11 protein-coding genes and 1 pseudogene are annotated in these 12,833 nt (G+C 62.9%); 6 read left to right on the top strand and 6 right to left on the bottom strand.

Translation table 11 applies throughout. The features are described from left to right. From VQ044_RS21130 to VQ044_RS21120, 3 genes and pseudogenes are all read right to left on the bottom strand, one after another. Positions 1 to 193, bottom strand: a pseudogene (locus VQ044_RS21130) (putative sulfate exporter family transporter); the annotation flags it as partial. A 272-nt stretch (positions 194 to 465) separates the two neighbouring features. Then, positions 466 to 2,241 carry a sulfoacetaldehyde acetyltransferase gene (xsc, locus tag VQ044_RS21125; protein WP_327649410.1) on the bottom strand — a complete coding sequence of 592 codons (1,776 nt, stop codon included), beginning with the start codon at positions 2,239 to 2,241 and terminating at the stop codon, positions 466 to 468. Between the two features lie 16 nt (positions 2,242 to 2,257). Next, positions 2,258 to 3,907 (bottom strand): GMC family oxidoreductase, encoded by a 1,650-nt coding sequence (locus tag VQ044_RS21120; RefSeq protein ID WP_327649411.1) that lies wholly within the window; start codon positions 3,905 to 3,907, stop codon positions 2,258 to 2,260. 186 nt (positions 3,908 to 4,093) lie between these two features. Between VQ044_RS21120 and VQ044_RS21115 the strand changes: the two genes are divergently transcribed. From VQ044_RS21115 to VQ044_RS21100, 4 genes are all read left to right on the top strand, one after another. Beyond that, positions 4,094 to 5,248, top strand: coding sequence for a TRAP transporter substrate-binding protein (locus VQ044_RS21115; protein ID WP_327649412.1), 1,155 nt, complete (start codon positions 4,094 to 4,096; stop codon positions 5,246 to 5,248). Between the two features lie 94 nt (positions 5,249 to 5,342). After that, positions 5,343 to 6,011, top strand: a complete 669-nt coding sequence (locus VQ044_RS21110) for a TRAP transporter small permease (protein WP_327649413.1) — start codon at positions 5,343 to 5,345, stop codon at positions 6,009 to 6,011. Positions 6,012 to 6,021: 10 nt separating this feature from the next. Further along, entirely contained in the window at positions 6,022 to 7,383 is a 1,362-nt protein-coding gene (locus tag VQ044_RS21105; RefSeq protein WP_327649414.1) for a TRAP transporter large permease, read from the top strand. A 33-nt stretch (positions 7,384 to 7,416) separates the two neighbouring features. Next, the gene (locus VQ044_RS21100; RefSeq protein ID WP_327649416.1) at positions 7,417 to 8,202 is read left to right on the top strand and encodes an IclR family transcriptional regulator; all 786 of its coding nucleotides are present in this window, start codon (positions 7,417 to 7,419) and stop codon (positions 8,200 to 8,202) included. Between the two features lie 70 nt (positions 8,203 to 8,272). On the opposite strand, the gene VQ044_RS21095 is transcribed toward VQ044_RS21100, so the two are convergent. The 3 genes from VQ044_RS21095 to VQ044_RS21085 all read right to left on the bottom strand — a co-directional run bounded on the left by VQ044_RS21095 (position 8,273) and on the right by VQ044_RS21085 (position 11,093). After that, the gene (locus tag VQ044_RS21095) at positions 8,273 to 9,163 is read right to left on the bottom strand and encodes an ABC transporter permease (RefSeq protein WP_327649418.1); all 891 of its coding nucleotides are present in this window, start codon (positions 9,161 to 9,163) and stop codon (positions 8,273 to 8,275) included. A gap of 14 nt (positions 9,164 to 9,177) precedes the next feature. Next, entirely contained in the window at positions 9,178 to 10,032 is an 855-nt protein-coding gene (locus VQ044_RS21090) for an ABC transporter ATP-binding protein (RefSeq protein ID WP_327649419.1), read from the bottom strand. A gap of 74 nt (positions 10,033 to 10,106) precedes the next feature. Next, positions 10,107 to 11,093 (bottom strand): taurine ABC transporter substrate-binding protein, encoded by a 987-nt coding sequence (locus VQ044_RS21085; protein ID WP_327649420.1) that lies wholly within the window; start codon positions 11,091 to 11,093, stop codon positions 10,107 to 10,109. Between the two features lie 672 nt (positions 11,094 to 11,765). On the opposite strand from VQ044_RS21085, the gene VQ044_RS21080 reads away from it, so the two are divergent. Together VQ044_RS21080 and VQ044_RS21075 are read left to right on the top strand one after the other, a co-directional pair. After that, complete coding sequence (locus VQ044_RS21080) at positions 11,766 to 12,371, top strand: helix-turn-helix domain-containing protein (RefSeq protein ID WP_327651027.1); 606 nt, start codon at positions 11,766 to 11,768, stop codon at positions 12,369 to 12,371. Between the two features lie 9 nt (positions 12,372 to 12,380). Continuing rightward, the coding region (locus VQ044_RS21075) for an NAD(P)/FAD-dependent oxidoreductase (RefSeq protein WP_331827760.1) at positions 12,381 to 12,833 on the top strand (453 nt) is incomplete at its 3' end.

Here is a 12,833-nt window from a genome sequence, read left to right as displayed (position 1 = left end):
CGCATTTGCCTTCCTCGGTGAGGAAGTTCAGGGCGATGCCCAGCAGCAGCGCCATCAGCATGGCCGGCGCGCCGTAATGTTCGGACAGGAACTTCGCCGCGACGGCGACCGTCGCCGCGACCAGCACACCGGGGGCATAGTCGGCGATTCGCCGCGATAGTCCCGACCCAGGGAGCGGAGCCGTCGACGCCATGTCCTGCGCGGCCGGGGACGTTGGGTCGGGCGCTGTGCTCGGCAGCACGTCCTGGCTTGCTGTCATGACTCACTCCTTGCGGCGGCGATGGGACGTTGCGCCGAAGCCGGCGGGCTGGCGGCGGGCGACGGCCAATGCGCCGCCGCCAGGATCTACATGTGTCGGTGCTCTTTCAGCATCGGACCTGACGCCGGCGTCCGCTTGTCGGACAGATCCGATGCTTCACCCATGATCGAGCCCGACGCTTGTGCGTCTGCGTGAACGCTCTTGGATCAGACGCCGCGCTGCGGGCGCATGTCTTTGGGGTCGATGCCGGCGACGACGACCGGCTTCTTCATCGCGTCGCGGCGGAACGGCTCGCCGAGCTCCTGGTTGAGGATCACCTCGATAAAGGTGGTGGCGCCCTTGGCCTGGTCTTCGAGCGCCTTGGTGAGGGCGCCGGTCAGTTCGTCCTGGCTGCGCACCGTCACGCCCTTCATGCCGCAGCCTTCGGCGACTTTGGCATAGCTGAGCTTGGGATCGAGTTCGGTTCCGACGAAATTGTCGTCGTACCACAGCGTCGTGTTGCGCTTTTCCGCTCCCCATTGGTGGTTGCGGAAGATCACCATGGTCACCGCCGGCCATTCGTCGCGGCCGATCGAGGTCATCTCATTCATCGAGATGCCGAAGGCGCCGTCGCCGGCAAAACCCACGACGGGCGTATCCGGACAGCCGATCTTGGCGCCGATGATCGCCGGAAAGCCGTAGCCGCAGGGGCCGAACAGGCCGGGCGCCAGATATTTGCGACCCGCTTCGAAGCTCGGATAGGCGTTGCCGATGGCGCAGTTGTTGCCGATGTCGCTGGAGACGATCGCCTCCTTCGGCAACGCCGCCTGGATCGCCCGCCAGGCCATGCGCGGCGACATCAGCTCCGGTTCGCGGTCACGCGCTTTCTCGTTCCACACCGTGCCGGGATCGTCGTCCTCGTGATCCATCGAGGACAGCTGCTGCAGCCAGGCCGACTTGGTCTGGTGGATCAGCGCGGTGCGATCGGCCCGCCCGGCATCGCCGGCCGTGTCCGAGAGCTGGTCGAGGAGCTGGCGCGCCACGGCCGCAGCGTCGCCGCAGATGCCGACGGTGATTTTCTTGGTCAGGCCGATGCGGTCGGGATTGATATCGACCTGGATGATCTTGGCGTCTTTCGGCCAATAGTCGATGCCGTAGCCGGGCAGGGTGGAAAACGGGTTGAGGCGCGTGCCCAGCGCCAGCACCACGTCGGCCTTGGCGATCAACTGCATCGCCGCCTTGGAGCCGTTATAGCCGAGCGGACCGACGCTGAGGCGATGGCTGCCGGGAAAGGCGTCGTTGTGCTGGTAACCGCAGGCAACCGGCGCGTCCAGCCGCTCCGCGAGCGCGATCGATTCCGGGATAGCGTTGCCGACGACGACGCCGGCGCCGTTGAGGATCACCGGGAACTTTGCCGCCGACAGCAGCTTGGCGGCCTCGGCGATCGCCGTCCGGCCGCCGGCGGAGCGCTCCAGCCGAACGATCTGTGGCAGATCGACGTCGATGACCTGCGTCCAGAAATCGCGCGGGATGTTGATCTGCGCCGGGGCGCAGCCGCGCCAGGCTTTCTCGATCACCCGGTTCAGTACCTCCGGCACCCGCGAGGCGTCGCGCACCTCTTCCTGATAGCAGACCATGTCCTCGAACAAGGCCATCTGGGTGACCTCCTGGAAGCCGCCCTGGCCCATCGTCTTGTTGGCCGCCTGGGGCGTGACCAGAAGCATCGGCGTGTGGTTCCAGTAGGCCGTCTTCACCGCCGTCACGAAGCCGGTCACGCCGGGGCCGTTCTGGGCAATCGCCATCGCCATCTTGCCGGTCACCCGGCTGTAGCCGTCGGCGATCAGGCCCGCATTGGTCTCGTGGGCGCAGTCCCAGAAGGTCACGCCGGCCTTCGGAAACAAATCCGACACCGGCATCATCGCTGAGCCGATGATGCCGAACGCATGTTCGATCCCATGCATCTGAAGAACCTTGATGAAGGCTTCCTCGGTCGTCATCTTCATGGTCGTATCCCCTTGATTATACGTGAGTGGAACCGTGCGTCCCGGTGTTGGCTGGAACCGTGCTGACCGCGCGATCCTGCAAGATCATCTCGCTCGCCTTTTCCCCGATCATGATCGCCGGCGCGTTAGTATTGCCGGAAACGATTTCCGGCATGATGGAGCAGTCGGCGACGCGAAGGCCTTCGATCCCGTGGACCCGCAGCCGGTCGTCGACGACGGCGAGCGGGTCGCAGCCCATTTTGCAGGTCCCTGTCGGGTGATAGATCGTGGTTGCGGTATCACGGACCCATTCGAGCAGTTCTACGTCGGTCTCGTTGCCGGTGCCGGGTCGATATTCCGACGCGATCTTGCCCACCAGCGGCGCGTGTCCCGCGATCCGGCGGGCGATCTTGACACCCTCGACGATCGTACGGCGGTCGGTTTCGGTCGCCAGATAGTTTGGATGGATCGTTGGATAGGTCCGCGAATTTCCGTCCTTGAGTCGGATTTCGCCGCGACTTTCGGGCCGGAGCTGGCAGACCGATGCGGTAAAGGCGGAGAACGGATGAACCCCTTCACCCGGGCTGTCGGCCGACCAGGGCTGGATATGAAACTGAATATCCGGTGTCTCGACTTCCGGCCTGGTCTTCAGAAAGCCAGTCGCAAGACTTGCCGCCATGGCCATAGGGCCTGCCCGGAACATCGCATATTTCAGGGCAATGCGAGCCTGATTGAACAGGCTGCGAACCTCGTCGTTCAGGGTCGGTTCGTTGCATTTGTAGACGAGCCGGGCCTGCAGATGATCCTGCAGGTTCTTGCCAACGCCGGGGAGGCCGGCGCGGACTTCGATACCGTTCTCCCGCAGATGCGCCGCCTCACCGATGCCCGACAGCATCAGGATCTGGGGCGAGCCGATCGCGCCAGAGGACAGGATCACCTCGCCATGGGCCCGCGCAACGCGCTCGCGCCCGCTGCGGTCGAGATAGGCGACCCCCACGGCGCGGCGGCCCTCGAAGATGACGCGGGTGGTGTGCGCGCGCGTTACGATCTTCAGGTTCGGACGCTGCCGTGCCGGCTTGAGATAGGCGACAGCGGAGGAGCAGCGGCGACCGTTGCGAGCGGTCAGCTGAAAGAAGCCGACGCCTTCCTGTTCGGCGCCGTTGTAGTCGGTGTTGAAAGGGTAGCCGGCGTTCTGCGCTGCGGCGACCCAGGCATCGCAGATCGGCCGCTTCAAGCGCATATTGGAGACGTTCAACGGGCCGCCGACGCCATGATAGTCGTCGGCGCCACGCTCCTGATGTTCCGCCTTCTTGAACAGCGGCAGGACCTCGTCCCAGCCCCAGCCGGAATTGCCCTTCTGGCGCCAGCGGTCATAGTCTTGGCTCTGGCCGCGGACATAGAGCAAGCCGTTAAGTGAGGACGATCCGCCGAGGACCTTGCCGCGCGGCCAGTCCAGAGAGCGGCCGTTGAGACCGGGATCCGGCTCGGTGCGATAGCACCAGTCGACGCTCGGATTGTGCATCGTCTTGAAGTAGCCGACCGGGATGTGGATCCACGGATTGAGGTCGCGGCCGCCAGCTTCTAGCAACACCACGGACACCGAAGGGTCGGCGCTGAGACGATTGGCGAGAACGCAGCCGGCCGATCCGGCTCCGACGATGACGTAGTCGGCCTCCAGCTCTTGCATCTCGCTCGTCCTCCCGAATGCGATAATACTGCTTGTCAATCTCCATATATTATGTTTTTTGAGACCGCAAATCTCATTTTATGGGATTTTAATGGGAGGAGACAATGAAGATATCCAATGCGCTGAATCGCATTTCGCGCCGCGATCTATTCAAGCTGGGGGGGGCAATTCGGGCTGAGTTCGACGTTGCTGGCAGCCGGCGGCCTGGGCGGTACGCTCAGCCTCGCCTCGCTCGCCCAGGCAGCGGAGTCGACCTATGAGAAGCGCTTCGGCAAGGAGCCGAAACACACACTGAAGTTCGGTGCCTCCGGCTTCAACGCCCGAAACCTGTTGATCGAGCGGGCCGGCGGTCTGGAGTTCGCGCGGGATTTGGAAGAGCGAACCGATGGCGAGATCCGGGTCGAATTCATCGGCGACAACCAGATCTGCGGCCAGCTCTCCTGCGTGGAAAAGACCCAGCTCGGCATCGTCGACATCTACGCGGCGTCGACCCAGAACTCGGCCGGCGGGGCGCCTTATCTGAACGTGCTCGACTATGCCTACATGTTTCCGGGCCGGGCGTCGCAATACCACTTCCTCTACAGCCCGGAGAGTCAGAGAATCCTGCGCGATCCGCTGGAGAAACGGCATGGGCTGAAGTTCCTGTTCTCCCACGCCGAACTGCGCGGCATCCAGCTCGGCCTGAAATATGAGGACGCACCGACGGTGACGAAGCTGGAAGAGTTGTTCGGCACCAAGAACCGGGTCACCGGCACCCAGCTCGGGCGCATTGCCATGCAGCTCTTGAACCTCAACCCGGTGCCGGTGGCTTGGGAAGAGACGCTGGATGGGTTGAAGCAGGGGCTGATCGATGGCGCGGAAACCTGGGCCTCGGCGGTCGGGTACGCCAACATGTCTCCTGTGGTGTCGCAATCCATCGATCTGAAGTTCTTCTGCGGCACCGAGCACACCTCGATGTCGGCCAAGGTGTTCGACGCGATGGAGCCGCATCTCCAGGATGCGATCATGGAATCGGCTTATCTGGCGCAGGTCCACGTCCAGGCGGCCAACGAGGCGGCGCTGGTCAAGACGGTCGGCTTCTCTGATCCGCAGCTCCCCGGCACCCTGTTCGTCGAGAACAATGTCCGCCCGGTTTTCCTGGCGGACGACCAGATCAAGATGGCCGAGGAAATGTGCTCGCCGGAGTTCAATCCGGAGCCGTGGGCGCAGTGGCGCGAGCGGCTCAACAAATGGGCCGACGGTATCGACACCTATCAGGAGATCCACCGGGTCGCCCGCGAGGTGCCGGCAGAAATGAAGCCCGAGAACGTCGAGCCGCGTCGCTGGTGGCGCTCGGCCTGACTGGCATCGAGGGGAGAACGGGCGCTCCGTAGGAGAGCGCCCGTCGGCAAGTTGATGCGGCAGCCGGCGGGAACCGGCGGCTTGGGAGGAAAATATGGAGACGTTATTCGCCGACGCCGGCGCGATTTTCGGCGCTCTGTGGTCCGACGACGCCTGGGAGATCAGTCAGGCCTTCGGCTCGGCTGCGATCTGGCCGGTTGGATTGATTGCCATGCTGGTGGCGGCGATGGCCGTTCTGGTCGTCTATCGACTGGTGCCGCTGGTCGACCGTCATCTGGAGCGCAGCGTCATGGTCTGGACCTATCTGATCATCGCGGGCGTGATCTTCGTCGAGGTGTTCCGGCGGTTCCTTCTCAACCAGCAGGCACCATGGTCGACGACCTTGCCGCCTTTCCTGTTCCTGATCATGACCTGGTTCGGCTGCGCCTATAATGTCCGGCTGCGCACTCACCTGGCCTTCGCCGAGTTCCGCACGCACCTGCCACGGCTGGGCCAACTCCTCTGTCTCGGCCTCGACGCCGTCCTGTGGCTGGTCTTCTGCTGGATCGTCATCGTCACCTCGGCGCGGGTGACCGCCAACTCGGCGGCGAATTTCCAGATCCTGCTGGGGACCGACGACATCCTGCAATGGTGGTTCCTGGCCACCGTGCCGCTGGCCTTCGTCCTGATGGCCGCGCGGGCATTGGAGAACCTCATTGATGATGTCGGCAATTACCGGTCCGGCGCGCCACTGATCCAGCAAGCCATCATCGGCGCCGATTGAGGAGATGAGCATGACTGACGGAACCTGGATCACGCTCATTTCCGCGGGCGTGACGGTGCTTTTCATGTTGGGCGTGCCGGTGTTCCTGGTGATCGCCTATTGGGTCGTCGGCTGCAGCTTCGTGCTGGGCATGACGCTCGACAATATAGGGGCGGCGCTCTCCGACGTCTTCACCGACGGCTTCGCGCTCTTGGCGATGCCGCTGTTCATCCTGACGGGTGATCTGATCAACCAATCCGGCATCGCTCGCAGGTTGTCGGATTTCGCCTATTCATGTCTGGGCTGGTTGCGCGGCGGCCTCGCCATGGCGGCGATCGGCGCCTGCGGGCTTTTCGCTGCCATCTCGGGGTCCAATTCGGCAACCACGGCGACCATCGGCTCGATGCTGCACCCTGAAATGGTCAAAGGCGGCTATGACGAACGCTTCTCGGCCGCCACCGCCGCCGCCGGCGGCACGGTCGGGATCATCATCCCTCCCTCGATCATCTTCATCGTCTACGGCTTCCTGATGAACCTGCCGATCTCGGAGCTGTTCCTCGCCGGCATCATTCCCGGCGTGATGATGGTCGTGGCCATGCAGTTGGCCTGCTGGATTCTTTGCCGGATCAACAATTGGGGCCATCTGATCCCGCTGCAGCTGAGCCGCGTGTTGAAGACCGCCTTCGGCGCGTGGCTCGGCTTTTTCGCCATCGGTCTGGTGCTGTGGGGCATCTATACGGGCAAGTTCTCCCCGACAGAGGCCGCCGGGGTGACGGTCGGATTCTGCGTCATCGTCGGGTTGATCTCGCTGCCGCTCTATCGGCTGATCGGGGCGAAGGGCCACGACCGGCCGGTCGCTGAGAAAAGTTATCGCGAAATGCTCGTAGTCGAGGGCTTCAAGCTGACCGAGCTTCCCAGCATCACCATGCGCTCGGCGCAGATCACCGGCATCCTGGCGCCGTTGATCGCCGTCTCTGTGGTGATGCAGCAGATACTGTCGTTGCTCGGCGCGCAGCAGGTGATCGGCGACTTCGTCACCGGCATGGGCGGGTACTACGCCGTATTGTTCACCGCGATGGCGATCGTCTTTGTCGCCGGGATGATCCTCGAGAGCCTGCCGGTGACCATCATCCTGGCGCCGATCCTGGCGCCGATCGCCGCCTCCGTCGGCGTCGACCCGGTCCATTTCGCCGTGATCTTCCTCGTCGGCGCATCGATCGGCTTCATCACGCCGCCCTATGGTCTGAACCTCTATGTCGCCAGCGGCGTGACCGGCGTTCCCTATTTCCGGCTGCTGAAGTACACGGTGGCCTATCTGGTGGCACTGATCACGGTCTGGATCGTGGTGGCGCTGACACCCGAACTGGCGACAATCCTTCTGCCGAACCGGTAAGCCCAGCGATGCGAATGTAAAACGGAGAATGCCGTGACCCTCGTCGAAGAAGCTCAAGAGACCGAGACGATTCCGACGAATCTGCGGCTGCTGTTCTTACTCGAAGAGATCGCGCGGGTCGGCGTGCCGATGACGCCGACCGATGTGAACGCACGGATCGGCCTGCCCAAGCCCACAATTCATAGGCTGTTCGCCACGCTGGAGGCGGAAGGTTTTCTGCAACGTGAACTTGACGGGCGCTCCTACAGCGCGGGCCGGCGTCTGCGCAAGCTGTCGACCAACGTACTCTCTTCGCTGCGCGTGCGCACCGCGCGGCTGACGGTGCTCAATGCTCTCGCCGAGACGATCGGCGAGACCTGCAACATCGCCGTTCCCGATCGTGACGCGATGATCTATCTCGATCGCGTCGAGACCAAATGGCCGCTGCGCATCCAGTTGCCGGTGGGGAGCCATGTGCCGTTCTACTGCACCGCCAGCGGCAAGACCTATCTGTCGACGTTGAACACGGCGCATCTCGATCGTTATCTCGGATCTGCTTTGCTAGAGGCCAGGACGCCGAACACGCTTACCGAAAGAGCGGGCCTCAAGCATGAGATCGCGTTGACCCGGGAGCGGGGATACGGCGAGGACAACGAAGAATTCATGGAAGGCATGATCGCTCTCGCCGTTCCCATCAAGGACGACGAGGGGCGGCTGTTCTCGACATTATCCTTCCACGCCCCGCGTCAAAGACTGTCGCTTGCGGCGGCTCGCGCATTCCTTCCGGATTTGCGACGGACTGCCGGGGAATTGGCGAAGCTCGTGCTGGCGGATTCCTGACACCTCGCGGTCCGCGCGGCCTCGGCCTGGGACAGGTGTCCATGCCTCTCGGTCGGGCTTGAGCAAGAGGTTAGCCCTTGCCCTTCCACGGGATGAGCTTGCGCTCGGCAAAACGCATCAGCATCTCGATCCCATAGCCGATCAGGCCGATGATGGTGATGCCGATCACCACCGTGTCGGTCTGCAGGAAGTTCTTGGCGATCATGATCATCGAGCCGACGCCCTTGTCGGCCGCCACCAGTTCGGCGGCGACGACCGTGCCCCAGCACACCCCCATCGCGGTCCGAAGGCCGGTGAAGATCTCCGGCAGCGCATTCGGCAGGATGACGTGACGCAGGATCTGCATCTTCGAGGCGCCGAGCGAGTAGGCGGCGTGGACCTTGGAGATCTTGACGCTGGCGACGCCCGACCGTGCGGCGATGATCATGATGAACAACGCGGCCAGGAACAACAGGAAGATCTTGGCTGTCTCGTCGATGCCGAACCACAGGATGATCAGGGGAATCAGCGCCAGTGGCGGGATCGGCCGGACGAATTCCACGATCGGGTCGAGCAGGCCGCGGCCAATCGTCGTCAGGCCCATGGCCAGTCCCAGCGGCACGCCGACCAGCGTTCCGAAGAAGACGCCGGAGATGACGCGATAGACACTGACCCAGATATGTTCCCACAGCGCGGTGTTGCGAAAGCCATTGCTGATCAGCGAGCTGAGGCGCTCGAAGACGGCGTCGATGGAGGGCCAGTAGATCGGCCGGATCCAGCCGAAGGCGGACGCCGCGAGCCACAGGCCCAAGAGCAGGGCGACGGTGAGGATCGAATAGGCTCGACCCGAATTGACCGCCGACGAATCGCCGAACTTGACGGTCTTTTGACGCGTGAAGGTATTGTCGGCGATGCCGAGCCAGATCGCCAGCTCGGATGGCTGCGGGGTCGATTTCGGCGAGTTCTCGGTGGTGTCGGTCATCATCCGTTCCCCTATCAAGCCACGTCGCCGTCGACATGGCCCATGATTTCTTCCTCCATGCCCCAGATCATCGTCAGAATTTCTTCGCGTTTTTCGATGAAGTCCGGCGATGCCTTGATTTGTCGCGGGCTCTCCGTGAGCCCCATTTCCGCGAAGGGCAGCCGGTACTCCCTGAACACCCGGCCTGGACGCGGAGCCATCACCATCAGGCGTTCGCCCAGAAACAGCGCCTCCTCGACCGAATGGGTGATCAAGATGATGGTCTTGCCGGTCTCTTTCCAAAGCTTCAGGACGAGGCCCTGCATCTTTTCGCGGGTCAGGGCGTCGAGGGCGCCGAGCGGCTCGTCCATCAAGATGACGTCGGGGTCGTTGGCGAGACAGCGGGCGAGGGCGACGCGCTGCTGCATGCCGCCGGACAATTGATAGACCGGTTTGTCGCCGAAACCTCGCAGCCCGACAATGTTCAGGAGACGCTCGACGGTGGCACGCACCTCGGCCTTCGGCTTGCCGGCCATATCGGGGCCGAAGGCGACGTTCTGCTCGACGCTCAACCATTCGAAAAGCGCGCCCTGCTGGAACACCATGCCCCGGTCGCGGCCCGGCCCGGTGATCCGCGACAGACCGCCAACGCCGTCACCGGACGCCCCCTCGGCGGTGCCATCGCCTTCATAGTGGATGCTTCCCGAAGTGGGCGACAGGAAGCCGGCCATGATGTTCAGCAATGTCGTCTTGCCGCAGCCGGACGGGCCCAGCACCGACAGAAGTTCTCCGGGCTTGAGGGAGAACGAGACGTTTTTCAGCGCCTGCACGCTGCCGCCAGACGGCAGTGTGAAAATCATCGAGACGTCGTCGACGACGAACCCTTTCATCGAAATTCCTTCGCTGGTCCGATTCAACTGGGTAGGCGCGGCATGGTCTTCCCATACCGCGCTTGACGCAATCGCTACTGAAGGAAGGACGGGTCGATCATGCCGCTGTAATCATCGAGGGCTTTGTCCATCTCGCCCTGGGCGACGAAGAAATCGGCGACCTCCTTGGTGAACTTCTGGACCGATCCGCCGAGCCAGTTATCCGAGGCCTGTTCGGCGCTGGTGGGAAATGAGAACATGCCCAACATCTCCGTCGCCGCCGGAAGGTCCATGCCGGAAGCCTTGGCGATGATCGCCTGATATTTTTCCGGGTCGGCCGCATAGGCCTCATTGGCCTTGCTGGTCACGTCCATGAATTTCCGGAGCAGATCGGGGCTCTCCTCGGCGAACTCCTTCGTCACGGAAATCACGTCGAAGACGCGAATGCCGATTTCCTCCTGCTCGGCCGCCGTCATCAGCACCTTGCCATATTCCTTCATGCGCTGGAGCGGTCCGCCGAAGGCGCAGCCCATCGCCACATCGCCGCGCCCGAGCGCGATGGCGGCGTCGGCGCCGTTCATCTGCACCAGGTCGACCTTGGTGGCGTCGACGCCGAGATGATCGAGCATGCGCAACAGCTTGTAATGGGTGACGTTGCCGATCGGCGTGGCGACCTTCTTGCCTTCCAGATCCTTGGCATTGTCCTGGGTGATGCCGGCGTCATCGCGCACGACGCAATTGTCGGCTTCCGCGTAGGACACGGCAATCCCGACAGTCTTGAGGGGAAGGCCGTTGGAAACGGCGACGACGAATGGCACCAGTCCCTGGCTGAAGGCAATCTGAACGTCGCCCGAGGCCATCGCCTGCGACATCTCGTTGCCGTTGCCGAAGGCTCGCCAGTTCACCGTGACGCCGAGTTCCTTTTCGTAGGTTCCGTCGACCTGGGCGATCTGGTTGGCTGTCGGCCACTCGAGGAAATAGGCGACGGTGATTTCAGAGGGCTGCGCCACCGCGATGGACGTCGTCAGGGCGAATGCCGCCGCGGCCGCAAGGCCGGTCGAGATGCGAGTGAGAGATGTCATGTCGGCGTTCCATTTCTGTGAGATTGACGATGGCCTGTCGAGCCGATGGAATTTCTGCCTTGTCTCCTGCGAATGCGATCGGACGGCATCGAGCCGCCTTTGGACATCTGCCCGGACGCCGAGGCTGCGAGCGGCGGCGCCAAAGACCCCGGTCAACCCGGCGGTCGGACAGTCTACGCGCTCCTGTCTCCTCCCGAGCGCTGCATTCTGTGCTTGATGCTATGTCACAAGACCGGTGGCGATTAGGTCCAAAAGCAGGATTATGATGGGTCCAGACGTCGACTATTGAGTGAGGCGACAGTGATTACGTCAATTCTGCGAGGATCACTCCGGTCGGGATTGCTATCTTCTTGCAACTCTGAAGACCCGACGTGGCGGGTCGGCGCGCTGACTGCAGGGGGCGCAGAACTCATCGGTCGCTCCCCGGGTAAATGCTAAGTGATAAGTGCGAATTCTCCAAGGAAGGCGCCTCGAACACATGGCAGGCGGTGGGTGTTCTTGAGGCAGGCCTCGAGAAACGGCGCTACGGCACATGCCTATCCGTCGCGTATGATGCCGCCGTGCCTCCGGGGGGGGGGAGGGCCAACGGACACACGAAAATTCATAGATATGAAAAATGAATTGATTATTTCACAATGACATGATCTCTTTGTTTGGAGAGGCGAGGAATGGATGGCAGACGTGTCGACAACAGCCGCAGTCGCGCATGACGGGTCCGGAGAGGCGAGCAGGACGTCGCTCGGCGCCGATTTGCGCGCTCTGCGCAAGGCGAAAGGGCTGACGCTGGCGGAGCTGGCGCTGAGCATCGGCCGCTCGGTCGGCTATGTCAGCCAGGTCGAGCGCGGCATCTCCGCTCCCGCCATCGACGACCTGCGCAAACTCGCGACGCTGTTCGGGGTGCCGCTCGGCTGGTTCTTCGTCAACGACGAGGCGCCCGAGAACGAGCGCGGATTCGTCGTGCGCGCCGGCGCGCGCCGCAAGGTCGGCAGCCAAGAGGCCGGCCTGACCGAGGAATTGCTGTCACCCGACCTTGGTGGCTCCTTCGAGCTGTTCCGTTCCGTGTTCGCACCCGGCGCCGAGCTTGCCGAAACGCAACGACGCGAAACCGAGGAAGCCGGTTATCTGATCTCCGGCGAGCTCGAACTCATCCTTGACGACCGTTGCCTGCTGTTACGGGCCGGCGACAGCTTCCGCTTCGCTCATCAGGCCTATCGCTGGCGCAATCCGGGCATCGAGCCGGCCGTCGTCATCTGGGTCATTTCCCCTCCGGTTTATTGAGGTCCCGCCATGGCCGAGCTTCCGTCCCACGCCCGCGTCGTCATCATCGGAGGCGGAGCGGTCGGCTGCTCGAGCCTTTATCATCTGGCCAAGGCGGGCTGGAGCGATCTCCTGTTGCTCGAGTCGAACGAGCTGACGTCTGGCTCCACCTGGCACGCGGCCGGCAATTGTCCGAACTTCGCCGGTTCCTGGGGCATCATGAAGATGCAGAACTACTCCAACCGGCTTTACGAGAGGCTGGGTGACGAGGCCGAATATCCGATCAATTACCATGTGACCGGCGCGCTACGCCTCGCCCATAGCAAGGAGCGGATGCAGGAATTCGAGCATGTGCGTGGCATGGCCCTCAATCAGGGTATCGCGATGGAGATGGGGATGTCCCGAAGTTTGTTGAACTTCGTTGAGCGGCGATGCCGGGTTGAAGGTTACGCGGCCCTGGAAACGGAGGCAACGGGCTTTTCA

The organism is Aurantimonas sp. C2-5-R2 (genome assembly GCF_036549495.1).
In the GTDB taxonomy this organism is placed as follows: Bacteria; Pseudomonadota; Alphaproteobacteria; order Rhizobiales; family Rhizobiaceae; genus Aurantimonas; species Aurantimonas coralicida_A.
This window is presented reverse-complemented; position numbering and strand designations above follow the sequence as displayed.